The sequence below is a fragment of the Phenylobacterium koreense genome, from assembly GCF_040545335.1.
GTDB classification, from domain to species: domain Bacteria; phylum Pseudomonadota; class Alphaproteobacteria; order Caulobacterales; family Caulobacteraceae; genus Phenylobacterium; species Phenylobacterium koreense.
On record NZ_JBEPLU010000003.1, the window covers coordinates 188,967 to 207,506 of the forward strand.

Genomic DNA, 18,540 nt, shown 5'->3' on the forward strand with positions numbered 1-18,540 from the left:
ATTTCCCGCCAAGCTGCGTCTTGAGCCCGAAGGCCGGCGCCCTTATGCGCTGGCGGCCTGGAGGACTCATGAAAACGATCACCAAGGCGCTGGCCACCAGCGCCATCTGCGCCACAGCTTGGCTCGCCGCAGGCGCGGCAAGCGCCGCCCCGCTCACCGCCGAAGGCCGCGGCCAGATCATCGCGGCCGTCGACGCCTATGCGCCGAAGATGAACGACGCGGCGCTGAAGATCTGGAACTATGCCGAGGTCGGCTATCAGGAAACCAAGAGCAGCGCGCTTCTGCAGGATCAACTGAAGGCCGCTGGCTTCAAGGTCCAGGCCGGAGTGGCCGGTGAACCCACCGGCTTCGTCGCCAGCTTCAAGAACGGCCCGGGCCCGGTGATCGCCATCCTGGCCGAGTTCGACGCCCTGCCCGGCCTGTCGCAGGCCGCCGCCCCGACCAAGCAACCGGTGGCGGGCCGCGACGCCGGCCACGGCTGCGGCCACAACCTGTTCGGCGCGGCCTCGACGGCCGCCGCCGTCGCCCTGAAGACCTGGATGGTCCAGAACAAGGTCCAGGGTGAGGTCCGCGTCTATGGCACGCCGGCCGAGGAAGGCGGCTCCGGCAAGGTCTACATGGTCCGCGACGGCCTGTTCGACGACGTAGACATCACCCTGCACTGGCACCCGGGAAACACGAACTCGGCCAACCAGGGCACTTCGATGGCCAACATCAGCGGCAAGTTCCGCTTCTACGGCCAGTCGAGCCACGCCGCCGGCGCGCCATGGGCCGGCCGTTCGGCGCTCGACGGCGTCGAGATCATGAACGTCGCCAACAACTACCTGCGCGAACACATCCCCGACCGCACCCGCATCCACTACGTGGTCACCAACGGCGGCAAGGCGCCGAACGTCGTCCCGGATTTCGCCGAGGTCTACTACTACGTCCGCAACGCCGACCCGAAGATCGTCGTCGATGTCATGGATCGGGTTAAGACCGCCGCCCAGGGCGCGGCCATGATCACCGGAACCAAGGTCGAGTTCGAACAGACCGGCGGCGTCTACAACCTTCTGCCCAACGACGTGCTGGGCAAGGTCATGCAGCAGTCGCTGGAGAGCGTCGGCGGCATCTCCTGGACCCCGGAAGAGACCAAGTTCGCCCAGGAACTGGCCAAGTCCCTCCCGAACGGCGGCGGCGACCTCGCCTCGGTCGGCAAGATCGAAACCTATCGCCCCGCCGACACCTCCGGCGACGCTGGCGGCGGCTCGACCGACGTGGCGGACGTGAGCTGGGTGACCCCGACCGTGGGCCTGTCCACCGCCACCTTCGTGCCCGGCTCGGCTGGCCATAGCTGGCAGAACGTGGCCGCCGGGGGCATGACGATCGGCCTCAAAGGCGCGGCCCTGGCCGCCAAGACCCTGTCGATCACCGGCGCGGAGCTGTTCTCCAATCCGGAGCTCATCGCCCAGGCCAAGGCCGAGCTGAAGCAGCGCCAAGGCAAAGGCTTCGTCTACAAATCCCTGCTCGGCGATCGCAAGCCGCCGCTCGACTACCGCAAGGTCGGCGGCGCCGAATAAGCCGCACGCCGTCGGGACCCGGCCGCGCCGGGTCCCGCAACCGGTCCTTCAACGCCCCGGTATCCTCCCATCTCGGAAAAATTCGCCCATGGCCCAGGTGCGGAATCGCCCCACGCCTGCGTCTGGCCTAAGGAAGCGTGTCCGTGTCGGGCATGTTGAGTCACGCAGGTAAGAGCGGGGGATGGAATGACGCGAAAACACGCAATGACGGGCGCTGCCCTGGCGCTGGTCCTCATCATGGGCGGCGGCGCGAACGCCGCGACCATAACTCCGCCGAGCGAAGCCTTCGCCCAGAACCCGGGCAGCGACTACTTCCTCGCCGACTACACGGCCTACGAGGCCTATCTGAAGACCCTGGCCTCCCAATCCGACCGCATGAAGCTGGTCGACTTCGGCAAGTCCGAGGAAGGCCGCACCCAGTGGATGGCGATCGTCTCCTCGCCGGCCAACCTCGCCAAGCTCGACCAGTACAAGAGCATCTCGAAGCGGCTGGCCAAGGCCGAGGGGCTCTCCAAGGAAGAAGCCGCCAAGCTCGCGGCTGAAGGCAAGGCGGTGGTCTGGATCGACGCCGGTCTGCACGCCACCGAGACCGTCACCTCCCAGGGCCAGATCCAGGTCCTCTACCGGATGCTGACCCTTAACGACCCCGAGACCCTGCGCATGCTGGATGATGTCATCATCATCTTCGCGCACGACAATCCGGACGGCATGGAACTGGTCTCCGACTGGTACATGCGCAACGAAGACCCGAAAAAGCGCGAGTTCGGCTCGATCCCGCGCCTCTACCAAAAGTACATCGGCCACGACAACAACCGCGACAGCTTCATGTCGCAGATGTCCGAGACGACGAACGTCAACAAGCAACTCTTCCGGGAGTGGTTCCCGCAGATCATTTTCAACCAGCACCAGACTGGTCCTGACGGGATGATCGTGTTCGTCCCGCCGTTCCGCGATCCTTTCAACTACAACTACGACCCGCTCGTCATGACCACCCTGCAAGAGGTGGGCATGAACATGCACAGCCGTCTGGTCGCCGAGGACAAGCCCGGCTCCGGCGCGCGCAGCGCGGCCGCCTATTCCACCTGGCACAACGGGATGGAGCGCTCGATCGCCTACTTCCACAACTCGGTCGGCCTGCTGACCGAGATCATCGGCGGCCCGACCCCGACCACCGTGTCGCTGGTTCCCGAGGTGCAACTGCCGAACGGCGACCGCCCCATGCCGATCGCGCCCCAGCCCTGGCATCTCAACCAGACGATCGAATACCAGTACAGCCTCGACCGGGCGGTGATCGACTACGCCTCGCGCAACCGCGAACGCCTGCTGTTCAACATCTACAAGATGGGCGCGAACAGCATCGAGCGGGGCTCGAAGGATAGCTGGACGGTCACGCCGACCAGGATCGACGCGCTGAAGGAAGCCGGCAAGAGCGCCAAGACCAACGATACGGCCGTCGCCTTCGGCCGCGGAGGCGCCATCGATCCGAGCCTCTACAAGACCGTCCTGCAAAAGCCGGAGAACCGCGATCCGCGCGGCTACGTCATCCCGGCGGGCCAGGCGGACATGCCCACCGCCGTGGCGTTCCTCAACGCGCTCATCAAGAGCGGCGTGGACGTGGATCGGGCCACCAAGGCCTTCAAGGTCGGCGACAAGACCTATCCGGCCGGCTCCTACGTGGTGAAGACCGCCCAGGCCTATCGCCCGCACATCCTCGACATGTTCGAGCCGCAGGACCACCCGCACGATCTCGAATATCCGGGCGGTCCGCCGAAGGCGCCCTACGACATCACCGGCTACACCCTCGCCTACCAGATGGGCGTCAAGTACGACCGCATCCTCGACGGCTTCGACGGCCCGTTCGAACGCGTGCCGGACCTGATCGCCGTCCAGCCGGGCGCCGTGAAGGGCTCGGGCAAGGCCGGCTGGCTTATCAGCCACGAGACCAACCGCAGCTTCACCCTCACCAACCGCCTCCTGAAGGCCGGCCAGCCGGTCTTCTGGCTGAAGACCGGCGCCAAGGCCGGCAAGGACAGCTTCGGCCCCGGCGCGATCTGGGTGCCCGCCTCGCCCCAGGCCCAGGAAATCGTCTCCAAGGGCGTGAAGGACCTCGGCATCGACGCCGTCTCGGTCGCCGCCAAGCCCGCCAGCGAGACCATCGCGCTGAAGCCCGTGCGCATCGGCCTGGTCGACGTCTATGGCGGCTCCATGCCTTCCGGCTGGAACCGCTGGCTCTTCGAACAGTTCGAAGCGCCCTTCGAAGTCGTCTATCCGCAGCGCCTCGACGCCGGCGACATCGCCAAGGACTATGACGTCCTGGTCTTCGCCGACGGCGTGGTCCCGGCGCCCGCCGGCGGCCCCTTCCGGCCGACGCGCGGCGGCGCCCAGCCCAAACCGGAGGATATCCCGGCCGAGTTCCGTCCGTGGCTGGGCAAGATCACCGACGAGACGACCGTTCCCCAGATCGCCGAGTTCGCCAAGAACGGCGGCACGGTGATCACCATCGGCTCCTCGGGCCGGCTGGCGACCCTGCTGGGCGCGCCGGTCGATATCGCGGTGGCCAGGACCGAGGCCGGCAAGCAGGTGGGCCTCTCGACCAAGGAATTCTTCATTCCCGGCTCGGTCCTGCGCACCAAGGTCGACAACACCCAGCCCCTCGCCTACGGCCTGCCCCAGGACGTGGACGTGTTTTTCGACCGTAGCCCGACCTTCAACCTGAAGGCCTCCGCCACCGGCGTGGCGCGGGTTTCCTGGTTCGACACCCCGACCCCGCTGCGCAGCGGCTGGGCGGTCGGCCAGGAGAAGCTGAACGGCTCCACCGCGGTGCTCGACATCGACGTCGGCAAGGGCAAGTTGCTGGTCATGGGACCGGAGGTGACCCAGCGGGCCCAGTCTTACGGAACCTTCAAGTTCCTCTTCAACGGCCTGCTCTACGGCCCCGCCGCCACCAAGAACTGAGGCCAACGACAGCCGGAAACGGCAAGCGCCGGGACCTTGCGGTCCCGGCGCTTTTCTTTTGCGCATATGCACCCAAGAAAAGGGGCGCCGGCCATTCGACCGACGCCCCTTCACCGCCAGGGGAGATAGCGGTGACGGCGCCGCCCGAGCCCCGGTGGGGTCAGGCTAAAGCGGCGCCGGTTCGCCTTAGAAGCGCTTGCGCAGGCCGACGTAGTAGGCCCGGCCCATCACGTCGTAGTTCTGGGCGTCGTAGTTGCCTTCCTCGTTGCCGGCCTGAGGCGGGGCCTTGTCGAACAGGTTGTTCACGCCGAAGCGCAGCTCGGTGTCCCAGGGCAGGGTCGCCCGGGCGTTCAGGTCGAAGACGTCATAGGCCTTCACACCGTGCGCCGTGCTGGTCGGAGTCACCACGAGGGCGGAGTTGTCCATGGCGCTGATGTGACGCCAGCGCAGGCCGACGCTCGCCGGTCCCCAGGTGTAGGTCGCGGTTGTGACCGACTTCCATTCCGGGTGCGCTTGGCCGGCGCTGCTTTCGACCGCCGTGCCCCAGGTGCCGGCATAGTCGAACGTGCCTGCTCCCGGCAGGGTCTGGATCTTGAACGTGTCCAGGTAGCCGAGGGCGACGTTCACGGCGAGCGAGCCCGCGTTGTCGCCCAATCCCATGTCGGCGAGGTTCGCCGACCAGTCGAACTGGAAGTCGACGCCGGTGGTCTCGAACTGACCGAGATTGAGCAACGGCTGCACCGGGTTCAGCGGCACGCCGCTGGCCGGGTTCCGGGCGATCAGTTGGCAGTAGTAGTTGGTCGGATCGAAGTTCGGGTTCGCGCCGCCCGCGTTGAAGCAGAACTGGAAGGCGTTCTTGATCGGCAGGCTGCCGACCGCGTCCTTCACCTTGATGCTGTACCAGTCGACCGAAGCCGACATCCGGCTCAGCAGCGGATGGTCGAACGGCGAGCGGATGACCGCGCCGACCGAGAAGGTGTCGGCGGTCTCTTCCTGCAGGTCCGGGTTGCCGCCGGTCAGGGCGAAGACCTGGGCCGTGCCCAACTGATAGCTGTCGATGATCGCCGTCGGCACACCCTGGGTCAGGCAGAGCGCGCGGACCTGGGCGCCGCTGGCGCCTTGGCGGAACGATGAGCGGACGTCGCAGGGATCGCCGTCGGTGTTCGTCGGGCTGGCGGTGCCGATGGTGACCGAACCCGTCGAAACCGGAGCGTAGAGTTCGCCGACGCTCGGGGCGCGAATGGCGCGGTTGTAGCCGCCGCGCAGGCGCACGGCGTCCACCACTTCCCACTCGAAGTCGGCCTTGTAGGTGCTGATGGCGCCGACCGACGAATAGTCCGAGAAGCGATAGCCGAGGTTGACGTTGAACTGCTGGATGAACGGCAGATCCTTCAGGATCGGCACCAGGACCTCGCCGAACAGCTCATAGGTGTCCACCGAACCGGCTGCGTCGCGCAGGACGCTGTAGCCGAGCACGTCCGACACGCCGCCCGGCAGGTTGAGCTGCGAGTCCGGGGTGAAGGTGTACTCGTTGGCGCGATAGTCTGCCCCGATAGCGAAGCGCACCTCACCGGCCGGCAGTTCGAACGCGCCGCCCTGGACACTGGCTTCCACGACCCGCTGTTCCAGGCTGTTCTGGTTCAGCGTGCGACGGCTCATGAAGGTGATGCAGTCGCCCGACGGAGTCAGGTTGCCGAAGGGGTTCCAGCCGCCGGCGCAGTATTCCGCGCCGCCGGTGGGGCTGTTCAGCAGGCGCGCCACGGCGCTGGCGCTGGCGCCGCCCCGCTGCTCGTTGTCGAACTTGGCTTTGGAGTAGGAGGCGTAAGCGTCCCAGGTCCAGTCCCTGAAGCCCACCTCGCCCGAGAGGCCGCTGGTCAGCTGATAGACCGTATAGGCGTACTTCTGGACGCGCGGCCCCAGGATGTTCAGGGCCTTGTAGAAAGTGAAATCGGCGTTCGGATTCGGCCGCGAGGCCAGGATGCTGCGGAAATCGTCCGGGATGAACGGGTTCGAGGCCGGAACCGTCAGGCCATAGACGTTCGAGGCCAGGGTCGGGTTGGTGATCCCGACGGACTCGTAGTCGGTGAAGGTAAACTGGGTGAAGAACCGGATGTTGTCGGTCAGGTCGTAGTCGAGCTTGCCGAACACCGCGTAGCGGTCGAGGTCCGACTGCAGCGAGGAGCCGTCGAAGCCGAAGTTCACCTGCTGGGATGTGCCCGAGGCGTTCGAATTGACGATATAGGCCGCGTTGGTTTCCGGATCGCGGAAATTCTGAACCTTCACGCCGGCGGTCGAGAACAGGGTCTGGTCGGTGTTGAAGCCGATCTGGCCGGTGTAGAAGCCGGCGGCGTTGCCCGGCAGGGCCGCCGTGCCGTACTCGCCGACGAAGACGCTGTTGACGGCCGAGAGCCTGGGCAGGTTCGCGCCGAACAGCACCGTGCCTTGCGGGATGGTCGACAGGCCCGGGGTCGAGGTCCGGAAAAGGTAGTAGTCGCGCGAGGCCTGCAGGGCCCGGTCGCGGTTTGTGTAGTCCACCGAGAGGACGGCGTGGCCGCGGCCTTCGTTGAAGGCGCCGCCGGCGGTCAGCGAGACCTTGAAGGACTCCCCGTCGCCCTTTTCCGAGATGCCGTACTGGCTGTCGACGACGATGCCTTCGAAGTTGCGCTTCAGGCGGAAGTTCACGACGCCGGCGGTGGCGTCCGAGCCGTAGGCCGTCGAGGCGCCGCCAGTGATGACTTCGACGTTCTCGATCAGGGCTTCAGGAATGGTGTTCAGGTCGACCGAGCCGTCCGGGTTCGACGGCTGCAGGCGTCGGCCGTCCATCAGGATCAGCGTCCGCTTGGCGCCCAGGCCGCGCAGGGAGGCGTAGGACTGGCCGCCATTCAGGCCCGTGGAGGTCGAGCCCGTGTTGCCTTGGCCGAACGAGCCGGAGAATTGCGGCATCTGCGACAGCGACTTCTCGACGGTCACCTGGCCGGTATTCTGGATCGCTTCCTGGCCCACCGAGATGATCGGGCTGTTGGCCGCATAATCCTGGCGCGCAATACGCGAGCCGGTGACGACGACTTCTTCGACGGAGGCCGTCCCACTGGCCGTCTGCGCCTGAGCCACGCCGGCCATCAGGGCCCCGTAGGCGACACCACCGGCCATAAGCCACTTCAAAGACCTAGGATTCATCCAACCGCCCTGTTGTTTTTCACGACGCGCCCCTCGCGCATCCGGTCCCCAAGACGCAGGGCTGGGGCGGACCCACATGCGGTTCGTGAAAATTTCCCTGGCTGGGCGCCGCCTACGGATTAGGCGCCTCATCAAGCGGCGCTGTTGACGCCTTCACGGCCACTGGACAGTCCGGCCTAGCTTCGCAGAATGAAACCTGCCCGCCCCGGGCCGGAATGGATCACCGCGTGCCTGTCGAGCTTCAGCCTGCCCCGCCGCCGCCCGTCTCCGCCGAGACGGCCCAGGCCCTGGAGCAGGCGCGCCAGCTCGCGCGATCTGGACAGGCCTCCGGCGCCGAACGGACCTATCGCGCCGTGCTGGCCCGCGATCGTGATTGCGTCCAGGCGGCTGCGGCGCTGGCGCGGCTGCTGACGGCGGACGGCCGGGCCGTCGAAGCCGCGGCATTGATCACCCCCTTCGTCCTGCAGGAGGCAATCTGGCCCGAGGCGCTGTCGGCCCGGGCCGCTGCGCTCAAGGCCGCCGGCCGGAAAGCGGAGTCCCTGGCCGACTATCAGCTTGCGGCGCGGATCAATCCGACCAGCGGCGTCGCCGCGCACAACGTGGCCTCCGGCCTCGGTGACGCCGGCCTCGATCAGGAAGCCGTGGCCGAGGCCGAGCGGGCGTTCAGCCTTGGCCTTGACGCGCCCGAGACCTGGCTCGTCTACGGGCGCGCCTTGCAGGGCCTGCGTCGCTTTGAGGACGCCGAGCGGGCCCTGCGCTACGCCCTGGCGCGTCGACCGATCTATCCGGACGCCCTGCGCGATCTTTCCCAGCTTCTCTGGATGACAACCGGAGACCCAGGCGCTGCGCTGGCGCCGCTGGACGCCGCCCTGGCTGCGGTCTCGAGCGGCCCACTCGCTTCGACCCTGGCCGGCGTGAAAGTCCGCGCTCTCAATCACATCGTCGGCGAAGACGAAGCCCTGGCCTTCGCCGAGCACGCCTTGCGCGCCGCGCCAGGCGATCTGCGCCTGGCGCTCGAGACGGCGGTCCTGTCGCTTCGCAGCGCGCCAGAGCGCAGTCTGGAGCTCTGCTCACAGGTGGTCGCTCATAGCCCGCGCGACGCCTCGGCCAGGCGCGCCCTGGCTCACGCCCTGCTGGCGGTCGGCGACAACCGCGAGGCCGCCAGGATCGCCGAGACCCTGCTTGGCGAGGATCGCTTCGACCAGGAAGCCGCCGCGGCGTTGGCGACCGCCTGGCGCGCGGGCGGCGATGACCGCTATCGCCAGCTCTGGGACTATTCGCGCCTGGTGTACGCCCAGGCCATCGACACGCCGCGAGGCTGGACGAGTCTGGCGGCATATCTCGAGGAGCTCGCCGCGGCGCTCATCGAACTGCACGGTTTGAAGGCGCATCCCCTGGACCAGTCGCTGCGCGGCGGAACCCAGACATCACAGAACCTGCTGGTCTCCAGGCAGCCGGCGATCGCCGCGTTTTTCCAGGCGATCGAGGGACCGATCCGCGCCTATCGCGAACGCATCGGCCAGGGCGAGGACCTATTCCGCGCCCGCAACCGTGGCGGCCACCGCGTGCTCGGCGCGTGGTCGGTGCGGCTGCGGCCTGGCGGTTTCCACGTCGATCATCTGCACCCGCAGGGATGGATCTCCTCAGCCTGCTACATCGCGGTGCCGAAGGCCGTCGGCGCGGGAGCGGATCGGGCCGGCTGGCTCCGCTTCGGACAGCCCTCGATCCCGACCCGGCCCGCGCTGGAGGCCGAGCATTTCGTCAGGCCGGAGCCCGGGCTGCTGGCTCTCTTCCCGTCCTACATGTGGCACGGCACCGTCCCGTTCGGCGGCGACGAGCCACGAATGACCATCGCCTTCGACCTCATTCCCGCCTGATTAAATTCTCGATGGGGCTGGGCGCGAGCCCTGCGTCTTGATTAAAAGCCGGCCCAGGCGTGGCCATTCAGCCGGCGCCCGTCACGTGTGAGTTGCCTATGAACCGTCGTTTCGCGCTGCTGATCGTCATATCCATGGTGCTGGGCATCGGCGTCGGGTGGGCCTGCAACCAGCTTCTCACCCCGGAACAGGCGAAGCAGGCGGCGAGCCATCTTTCCATCGTCACCGACGTCTTCCTGCGCCTGATCAAGATGATCATCGCCCCGCTGGTGTTCACCACCCTGATCGCGGGCATCGCGCACATGGAGGACGCCGCCGCCGTTGGCCGGATCGGCGCCAAGACTATGGGCTGGTTCATAAGCGCATCGGTAGTTTCGCTGCTGATAGGGCTGGCGATGGTGCACCTGCTGCAACCGGGCTCCGGGCTGCACATGGAGACGGCCGCCGCTGGCGCGATCCCCACCGCAAGCACCGAAGCCTTCACCCTCAACGGCTTCATCGCCCACCTGGTCCCGACCTCGATCGTCGACGCCATGGCCAAGAACGAGATCCTCCAGATCGTCGTCTTCTCGCTGTTCGTCGGCACGGCCGTCGCGGCGATCGACGACAAGGCCCCGGCGGTCATGCACGTCGTCGAGCAGGGCGCAGCCATCATGCTGAAGGTCACGGAGTTCGTGATGAAGCTGGCCCCGCTCGCCATCTTCGCCGCCCTGGCCTCGACCATCGCCACCCAGGGCCTGGCGATGCTCGCCGTCTACGGCAAGTTCGTCCTGGGCTTCTACGCCACCATGGGCCTGTTCTGGGTCCTGCTGTTCGTCGCCGGCTTCCTGTTCATCGGCAAGCGGGTCATCCCTCTGTTCAACGTGATCCGCACCCCGGCCCTGCTGGCCTTCTCGACCGCCAGCTCAGAAGCGGCCTACCCGCGCATCCTGGAAGCCCTGCCGAAGGTCGGCGTCCGCCGCCGCATCGTCTCGTTCGTGCTGCCGCTGGGCTACTCGTTCAATCTGGACGGGTCGATGCTCTACTGCACCTTCGCGACCATCTTCATCACCCAGGCCCACGGCGTGAACCTGACCGTCCAGCAGCAGATCTTCATGCTGCTGCTGCTGATGGTGACCTCGAAGGGCATCGCGGGCGTGCCGCGCGCCTCCCTCGTGGTGATCATGGCCACCCTCACCTATTTCGGCCTGCCCGAGGCCTGGATCGCCTTGGTGCTGGGCGTCGACCACCTGCTGGACATGGGCCGCTCGGCCACCAACGTCGTCGGCAACTCGGTGGCTGCGGCCGTGGTCGCCAAGTGGGAAGGCGAACTGGAAGACGTCCAGGACGAGGTGGAGGGCGAGCCGGTCAAGGCCACGACCTGAGGCTAGCCCAGGAGCCCACGCAGGAAGGAGACGGTTTCCATCAGGGCGAACAGCATGGCGCCGATGACGACCATGTCGAACGCCCGCCGGAGCCAGATCATCAGGCTGTGGCGACGTGGGGCTTGCGCAGTCGGCGCGGCGAAGGTGAAGCGCATGATGTCCTCCGACGGCACAGTCCCGTCCGTCGGAGACGCTCGTCGGCAAGCCCCACGCCAGAGGCGACGCTAGGCGGCCAGCACCGTCCAGCACCAGAGCGCCGCACAGGCCAGCAGCAAGCTCCACAGGAAGACGCGGAGCACCGACCAGCCGCTGGGCGGCGGCTTCCCCGGTGAGGGTTCCTCATAGTGAATCGAGAAACGCGTCATACTTACGCAAATAACAATGTTCCGTGAAATCCCTGTAAACAGGCTTGGTTAGCTGCGTCGGAGTCTTCACTCATGGTTACCGGATCATGCCTCTGCCGTGCTGTGCGGTTCGCAGTCGGCGGCGAATTGGCGCCCATCCAGTTCTGCCACTGCACCGACTGCCGCAAGGCGCAGGGCGGCGCGTTCGCCTCGAACATCCCGGTCGCGGAGGCCGACTTCCAGCTGACCAGCGGCGAAGAGGATCTGCAGGCCTATGAGTCCTCACCCGGCAAGGAGCGGGTCTTCTGCCGGCGCTGCGGCTCTCCGATCTTCAGCCGGCACGTCTCCAAGCCCGGCGTCCTGCGCCTGCGAGCCGGAACCCTCGACGCCCCGACGGGCGCCCGGGCCGGCTTCCACTTCCACGTAGCGTCGAAGGCCGACTGGTGGGAGATCACCGACGTGCTGCCCCAGCATCCCGGCGAACGGCCGCAATAGGCCGTCTCGGGCGCTCAGGGTGACGAAGGCGATCTCGTTGGCCGTTCAAACCCTGGTCGTCACCCACTCGGCCAGGTTCTGCTCCAGCACCGTCAGCGGCATGGCGCCCGACAGCAGGGCCGCGTCGTGCCAGGCCTTCAGGTCGAAACGCGGGCCAAGCTTGGTCTTGGCCTCCGCGCGGAGGCGGTTCCAGACCGTGTGGCCGACCTTGTAGCTCGTCGCCTGCCCGGGCGCGCAGCAATAGCGCTCCACCTCGCGCAAGGCGCGGCTGCGCGGATAGCCGGTGACCGAGACCATGTAGTCCGTCGCCTTCTCACGGCTCCAGCGCTTGTGGTGGATGCCGGTATCGACCACCAGGCGGCAGGCTCGGAACAGCAGCGACTGCAGGTAGCCCGCCTGGCCATAGGGATCGTCCTTGTAGACGCCCATCTCGTCGGCCAGTTGCTCGGCATAGAGCCCCCAACCCTCGCTGAAGGCCGAGAACCCGCCGCCGGCGCGCCGGATGATCGGGATCTGGTCGCTCTCCTGGGCCAGGGCGATCTGCAGGTGATGGCCCGGCGTCGCCTCATGATAGACGAGGGTCGGCAGGTTGTACTTCGGCCACTCGTGCGTGTCCTTCAGGTTGATGAAGAACGCCGCCGGCCGCGAACCATCGAGCGCCGCGCTCTGATAGTAGCCGTTCGACGCGCCGTCCTGGATGAACACCGGCACCCGCTTCACCGTCACCTGCGCCTTGGGCAGGGTGTTGAACGCCTGCGGCAGGCGCGCGGCGATATCGGCCACCTGCCGGTTCAGGTCGGCGATCACCGCGGCCCGACCCTCGTCGGTGTTGGGATAGAGCTGGGCCGGGTCCTGGTTGAGCGCTATCAGCCGCTCGGCCACCGTGCCGGTGGTCTTGCCCTGGCTCTTCAGGATCGCGTCCAGCCGTGCGGTGATGTCGGCGACCTGCTCCAGCCCCATCTGGTGGATCTCCTCGGCCGACATGGCCGTGGTCGTCGAGGCCTTGAGCCCATCGGCGTAATAGGCCGCGCCGTTGGCCAGCTTCCAGATGCCGGCGTCCGAGGTCGCCTTGGCGCGCGTGGCCTGCATGGCGGCGATCTGCCGGTCGAGGGCGGGGAAGATCTCCTGCGCCACGATCGCCGTCGCCGGGGTCGCATAGTCTCCCGTCAGGCCGGCGCTCTTCGCCTTGCCGGCGATCGAGGTGACCATGATGGTCTTCTCAGGCGCCTGGTCGCGCAGCGCCTTCATCTGGGCCAGGGCCAGGTCGCAGACGAAGTCCGGCGGGACGACGCCGGCCGCCACGTCGGCGTTCATGCGATCGAGGTCCTGGTCCATCGCTACCGCGAACGCCTTCAGGCGCGCCAGATAGGCGTCGGCGTCCGCCGCCGTCTGCACCCGGTGCTGGTTGTCCAGGAAGTCCGGGATGTCGCGATAGACCCCGTCCTGCTGGCTGATCACATAGGGGCTGAAGCGCCCGCCCACCGAGCCGAACTTGTAGCGGTCGCCGGCGGCCAGCGCGTTCTCCTGGCCCCACAGCACAGTGTCCAGGTCGACCTTCGAGGCGTGCGAGAGCCCGTTGCGGTCGATGGCCTTCAGCGCGCCGACCCGGGCGCGGGTCCGTTCCAGGCGCTGGGCGCGGCCGGCGTCGGAATAGTCGTCCAGGCGGCTCTTCAACGCCGCGCGCGCGTCCCTGTCCAGGCCAAGCGAGGTGGCCCGCTCGGGGCTCTCGTCCACCTGCTCTTCGAACATGCGGTCCAGCAGGGCGCGAAGCTTGGCGTCCTCCGAACCTTGAGCCAGGGCGGGCGTCGCGGCCGCCAGGGCCACGCCTGCGGCGCCGGTCATGAAGGCGCGGCGGTCGATGGGCTTGTTCATTGAAATCTCCCCCGATTCAAACTCAGGCGCTGTGACGCGCCACGTACTGGTCGATGACGCTTTCCAGCACCGTCAGCGGCATTGCCCCCGACAGCAGCGCCGCGTCGTGGAACTGCCGGATGTCGAACCGGTCGCCCAGCGCCGCCTTGGCCTTGGCGCGGATCCGCAGCCAGGTCAGCTTGCCGACCATGTAGCTGCACGCCTGGCCCGGCCAGACGCAGTAGCGCTCGATCTCGGTCGCCGCGGTGGTGGTCGGCGAGCCGTCGATGGAGCTCATGGTCTCGATGGCCTTCTCGCGGCTCCAGCGCTTGGCGTGCAGGCCGGTGTCCACCACCAGCCGCGCCGAGCGGAAGAGCGCCGCCTGCAGCATGCCCAGCTCGCCCAGCGGATCGCCCTCATAGACGTCCATCTCCTTGGCGAGCTCTTCGGTATAGAGCGCCCAGCCCTCGCTGTAGGCCGGGAAGCCGGCGATCCGGCGCAGCATCGGCAGATCCGCCTCCTGCTGCAGCGAACGCTGCAGGTGGTGGCCTGGAATGGACTCGTGGAAGGTCAGGGTCTTCAACGTCCACTTCGGGTTCTCGGCGCTGTCGCGCAGATTGATCCAGTAGACACCCGGCCGCGAACCATCGAGCGCGGGCCGGTTGTAGTAGCCGCCCGGCGCGCCGGCCTCGATGAACTTGGGCACCCGGCGGATTTCCACCGGCGCCTTGGGAAGCGTTCCGAACACCTGCGGCAGCCGCGGCTGGATCTCCTTCACCAGACTGTTGAGGTGGGCGATGAGCTCGACCTTCGCCTCGTCGGTGTTCGGATAGAGCTGGTCGGGCGCCTTGTAGAGCGCTGCGATCCGCTGCCCGACCGGCCCTTGCGTGTAGCCCTTGCTCTTCAGCAGCACGTCGGCCCGCTCGCTGAGCTGGCGCGCCTGCTCCAGGCCGAGTTCGTGGATCTCGTCGGCTGTCAGGTTGGTGGTCGTCGCGTTCTTCAGGGAGAGGCGATAGTACTCCTCGCCGTCCGGCAACCGCCAGCAGCCGGCGTCGTGGGTCGTCTTACCCTGCAGGGATTCCATGTGCGCGATCTGGCGTTCCAGCGCCGGAACCACCTTCTCGGCATAGATCTTCTGCGCCGGCGTCGCATAGTCGCCGGCAATCTGCTTCTCCTTGGCGCGCCGCACCACCGAGCCTACTAATGAAGAACTCGCGGGATCGGTCTTCAGGCCGCGCATCTGGATCAACGCCCGCTCGACGATGAAGTCCGGCGGAACGACGCCGAGGCCCACGTCGTGCCGGGCGCGTTCCAACTCCTGGTCCATCACCCCGGCGAAGGCCTCCAGGCGGGCCAGATAGGCGTCCGCGTCGGCCTTGGTCTCGATCGTGTGCTGGGAATCCAGGAAGTCGGGGACGTCCTGGTAGGCGCCGGTCAGTTGCGAGAGGACATACGGCTCCCCGGTTCCCTCCGCGCCATAGTTGAAGCGCGCATCGGCGGTCGCGTTGTTCTCGGCGGTGAACAGCACCGCGTCGTAGTTCGGCCTGTCCTTGTCCGACAGCGCCGCGCGGTCGATGCCCTTCAGGCGGGCAAGCTGCTCGACATTGCGGGCCTTATCGCGGGCCAAGGCCGACAGCGAGGCGTCGTCCAGCCTGGTCTTCGCCGCCGCCCGCGCGCCCTTGTCGAGCCCCAGGCTGGTGACCTGTCGGGGAGAGTCGTTCAGCCGCTCCTCGAAGAACTGGTCGAAGAGCGCCCGCATCTTGGCGTCTTCGGCGACGCCGCCCTGAGCGAAGGCCGGCGTCGCGATGACGGCGGCGGTGGAGGCCAGGAAAGCCCGACGATCGATCTGCACTAGGTTACTCCCCCTTCCGAAATCAGGCGCGCGCGGACGCGACATACTGATCGACGACCGCTTCGAGCACGGTCAGCGGCATGGCCCCCGACAGCAGCCCGGCGTCGTGGAATTTGCGGATGTCGAACCGGCCGCCCAGAGCGGCCTTGGCCCTTTCGCGCAGGCGCAACCACTCGAGCTTGCCGATCATGTAGCTGCAGGCCTGGCCCGGCCAGACCACATAGCGCTCAATCTCGGTGGTGGAGGCGGTGACCGGCGTCCCGCTGATGGCGTGCATCGTCTCGATCGCCTTCTCGCGGCTCCAGCGCTTGGCGTGCATGCCAGTGTCGACCACCAGCCGGGCCGCGCGGAACAGCGACGACTGGATGTAGCCGATCTCGCCGCGGGGATCGCCTTCATAGACCCCCATTTCGCGCGCCAGCTCCTCGGCATAGAGGCCCCAGCCTTCGCCATAGGCCGAGATGAAGCTCGCGCGGCGGATCATCGGCAGGTCGGCTTCCTGCTGCAGCGACAGTTGCAGGTGATGGCCCGGCACGCCCTCGTGATAGGTGATCGTCGGCAGGGCCCAGCGCGGATATTCGGCGCTGTCGCGGAGGTTGATCCAGTAGATGCCCGGCCGCGAGCCATCCAGGCTCGGCTGGTTGTAATAGCCGCCCGGCGCTCCGGCCTCGATGAACTTCGGCACCCGCTTGATCTGCAGCGGCGCCTTGGGCAGCGCCCCGAAATACTGCGGCAGCCGCTTGGACATGGCCTCGACCATGCCGTTCATGTCGGCCAGCATCTTCTCTTTGCCGGCGTCGTCATTGGGGTAGTGGTAGCGCGTGTCCTTGTAGAGCGCCTGGATCCGCTCGCCGACTGAGCCCTGGGTCAGGCCCTCGCCGCGCAGCAGCACGTCGGCCCGCGCCTCCAGGGCCTTGGCCTGCTCCAGGCCGATATTGTGGATCTCGTCCGGCGAGAGCTTGGTCGTCGTAGAGGACAGCAGCGCCTGGGCGTAATAGGCCTCGCCATCCTTCAGCCGCCAAACGCCGGCGTCGTGGACGGCCTGTGGCCGGGCCGCCTCGAGCAGCGCGATCTGGCGCTCGATCGCCGGCGCGACCTTCTCGGCGTAGATCTTTGCGGCCGGTCCGGCGTAGTCGCCGGAAACACCCTTCTCCTTGGCCCGCCGCGCGACGGAGGCGACGAGCGTCGAGGCCTCTGGCTGGGTCAGCAGGCCCCGCATCTGCGTCAAGGCGCGGTCGATGACGAAGTCCGGCGGGACGACGCCGGCCGCGATGTCCTTCCGCGCCCGCTCGGTTTCCTCGTCCATCACCCGGCCGAAGTCGGCCAGGCGCGAGAGGTAAGCGTCGGCGTCTTCCTTGGTTTCGATCCGGTGCTGGTTGTCGAGCCAGTCAGGCGTCGATTGGTAGGCGCCGTTGAGCTGCGAGACCATGTAGGGCTGGCCGCCGCCCAGATAGCCATAATCAAACTGCCGGTTCGCCGCCTCGTTGGTCTCCAGGTTGAAGAGCACGCTGTCATAGTTCACCGCGGCCATGCCCGAGAGCTGGCTGCGGTCGATGGCCTTCAGCTCGGCCAACTGGCGGGTATTGAGCGCCTTGTCCTTCGCCTTGTCCGCGAGGGAGGCGCCATCGAGGCTGAACTTGGCCTTGGCGCGATCGCCCTTGTCGAGGCCAAGGCTGGTGGCGAGCTGCGGCGAGTCGTCCAGCGCCTGCTGGAAGATCTTGTCGAGGAAGCTGTCGAGCTGGCCGGCGGCGCCGGCCGCCTGCGCCGCGGAAACCTTGCCGCCATAGCCGCCGAGCACGGCCAAGGCGCCTGCCGAAAGCAGAAGTTGACGCCGGTTTTGCATGTAGCACCCCACCCAAACTGGTCACAATGTGACACGGAACCTAGGGGGGCTGTATCGGGCGCGGCAAGTGGGGCCATGGCGCTATGCGTTAATTCTCCGTAATGGAAGCGTTTCAAGACCCTGTCGCAGAACCACCGTATTCCTCCGGCAGATATTGAACCTCCTCCCCGCCTTCGGACTACACACGACGTGACTGAGACCAAGCCCGCCGACTGGAGCCGAAGGCTCACCAACTACAGGCGCCCCAGCCTGGGTCGCAGCATCTTCGAGCTCGCCCTGACCGGCTCTGCCCTGGCGGCCCTGTGGGGCTTGGGATGGGCCGCGTTCCATCTCGGATTCTGGTGGGCCGCCCTGCTGCTCAGCCTGCCGGCCGCCGTGTTCCTCGTACGGCTGTTCATGATCCAGCACGACTGCGGCCACGGCTCGTTCTTCGAGGCGAAGGCGGCGAACGACTGGACTGGCCGGGTGATCGGTCTCTTCACCCTGACGCCCTACGACTACTGGCGGCGCACCCACGCCATGCACCACGCGACCTCGGGCAATCTCGACCGCCGCGGCCTCGGCGTGATCGAGATGCTGACCGTCGAGGAGTACCTGGCCCTCTCGCCCCTGCGCCGGCTCGGCTACCGGCTCTACCGCAACCCGGCGGTCATGTTCGGCCTGGGTCCGACCTTCGTCTTCTTCCTGCAGCAGCGGCTGCCTATCGGAATGATGAAGGAAGGCTGGCGCCCCTGGGTCTCAACCCTCGGCAACAGCGTCCTGGTCGCCGTCGGCATCGGCCTGATGATGTGGCTGCTGGGCGTCGTCCCGGTGATTCTGGTGAACTTCGCCACCATGGTCATCGCCGCCACCATCGGCGTCTGGCTGTTCTTCGTGCAGCACCAGTACGAAGGCGTCTCCTGGTTCCGGAACAAGGACTGGAAGCGAGATCAGGCCGCCCTGCAGGGCAGTTCGCACTACGACCTGCCCCAGCCCCTGCGATGGCTAACGGCGAACATCGGCATCCACCATGTCCACCACCTCTCTAGCCGCATCCCCTTCTACCGACTGCCGCAGGTGCTGAAGGACCATCCGGAGCTGCACGACGTCAGCCGCATCAGCCTTTGGGACAGCTTCCGCAACGCCCGGCTGGCGCTGTGGGACGAAGCGGCCCAGCGACTGGTCTCCTTCCGCGATATCCGCCACCTGCCCCGCGCCACCTGAGCCTGCCGCGCCGTCAACAT

General features: G+C 67.1%; 12 protein-coding genes. 6 read left to right on the plus strand and 6 right to left on the minus strand.

Going from position 1 to position 18,540, the window contains the following annotated elements; translation table 11 throughout:
- The first annotated feature begins 68 nt into the window (after nt 1-68).
- A complete protein-coding gene (locus ABID41_RS16955) occupies nt 69-1,559 on the plus strand; it encodes an amidohydrolase (protein ID WP_354298221.1) in 1,491 nt (496 codons plus the stop codon).
- 186 nt (nt 1,560-1,745) lie between these two features.
- Nucleotides 1,746-4,514, plus strand: coding sequence for a M14 family metallopeptidase (locus ABID41_RS16960; protein WP_435530025.1), 2,769 nt, complete (start codon nt 1,746-1,748; stop codon nt 4,512-4,514).
- A 186-nt stretch (nt 4,515-4,700) separates the two neighbouring features.
- Here ABID41_RS16960 and ABID41_RS16965 read toward each other — a convergent pair whose 3' ends face one another.
- Nucleotides 4,701-7,664, minus strand: coding sequence for a TonB-dependent receptor domain-containing protein (locus ABID41_RS16965; RefSeq protein WP_354298223.1), 2,964 nt, complete (start codon nt 7,662-7,664; stop codon nt 4,701-4,703).
- 254 nt (nt 7,665-7,918) lie between these two features.
- Here ABID41_RS16965 and ABID41_RS16970 point away from each other — a divergent pair, with 254 nt between their 5' ends.
- Nucleotides 7,919-9,568 carry a putative 2OG-Fe(II) oxygenase gene (locus ABID41_RS16970; RefSeq protein WP_354298224.1) on the plus strand — a complete coding sequence of 550 codons (1,650 nt, stop codon included), beginning with the start codon at nt 7,919-7,921 and terminating at the stop codon, nt 9,566-9,568.
- Nucleotides 9,569-9,666: 98 nt separating this feature from the next.
- Nucleotides 9,667-10,932, plus strand: coding sequence for a dicarboxylate/amino acid:cation symporter (locus ABID41_RS16975; protein ID WP_331932416.1), 1,266 nt, complete (start codon nt 9,667-9,669; stop codon nt 10,930-10,932).
- A gap of 2 nt (nt 10,933-10,934) precedes the next feature.
- Here ABID41_RS16975 and ABID41_RS16980 read toward each other — a convergent pair whose 3' ends face one another.
- Together ABID41_RS16980 and ABID41_RS16985 are read right to left on the minus strand one after the other, a co-directional pair.
- A complete protein-coding gene (locus ABID41_RS16980; RefSeq protein ID WP_331932417.1) occupies nt 10,935-11,087 on the minus strand; it encodes a hypothetical protein in 153 nt (50 codons plus the stop codon).
- A gap of 69 nt (nt 11,088-11,156) precedes the next feature.
- Nucleotides 11,157-11,297, minus strand: coding sequence for a hypothetical protein (locus ABID41_RS16985; RefSeq protein WP_354298225.1), 141 nt, complete (start codon nt 11,295-11,297; stop codon nt 11,157-11,159).
- Between the two features lie 72 nt (nt 11,298-11,369).
- Between ABID41_RS16985 and ABID41_RS16990 the strand changes: the two genes are divergently transcribed.
- Nucleotides 11,370-11,771 carry a GFA family protein gene (locus ABID41_RS16990; protein WP_354298226.1) on the plus strand — a complete coding sequence of 134 codons (402 nt, stop codon included), beginning with the start codon at nt 11,370-11,372 and terminating at the stop codon, nt 11,769-11,771.
- A 45-nt stretch (nt 11,772-11,816) separates the two neighbouring features.
- Here the strand turns inward: ABID41_RS16990 and ABID41_RS16995 are convergent, their stop codons facing one another.
- From ABID41_RS16995 to ABID41_RS17005, 3 genes are read right to left on the minus strand one after another with little or no spacing between them, the layout of a single operon-like run.
- A complete protein-coding gene (locus ABID41_RS16995) occupies nt 11,817-13,643 on the minus strand; it encodes a DUF885 domain-containing protein (RefSeq protein WP_354298227.1) in 1,827 nt (608 codons plus the stop codon).
- Nucleotides 13,644-13,665: 22 nt separating this feature from the next.
- On the minus strand, nt 13,666-15,519 hold the full coding sequence (locus ABID41_RS17000) for a DUF885 domain-containing protein (protein WP_435530026.1): 1,854 nt from the start codon (nt 15,517-15,519) through the stop codon (nt 13,666-13,668).
- Nucleotides 15,497-17,317 carry a DUF885 domain-containing protein gene (locus ABID41_RS17005; protein ID WP_331932422.1) on the minus strand — a complete coding sequence of 607 codons (1,821 nt, stop codon included), beginning with the start codon at nt 17,315-17,317 and terminating at the stop codon, nt 15,497-15,499. The genes ABID41_RS17000 and ABID41_RS17005 overlap by 23 nt, the downstream gene beginning before the upstream one ends.
- A 189-nt stretch (nt 17,318-17,506) precedes the next feature.
- On the opposite strand from ABID41_RS17005, the gene ABID41_RS17010 reads away from it, so the two are divergent.
- A complete protein-coding gene (locus ABID41_RS17010; protein WP_354298229.1) occupies nt 17,507-18,520 on the plus strand; it encodes a fatty acid desaturase in 1,014 nt (337 codons plus the stop codon).
- Nucleotides 18,521-18,540 lie beyond the last annotated feature (20 nt).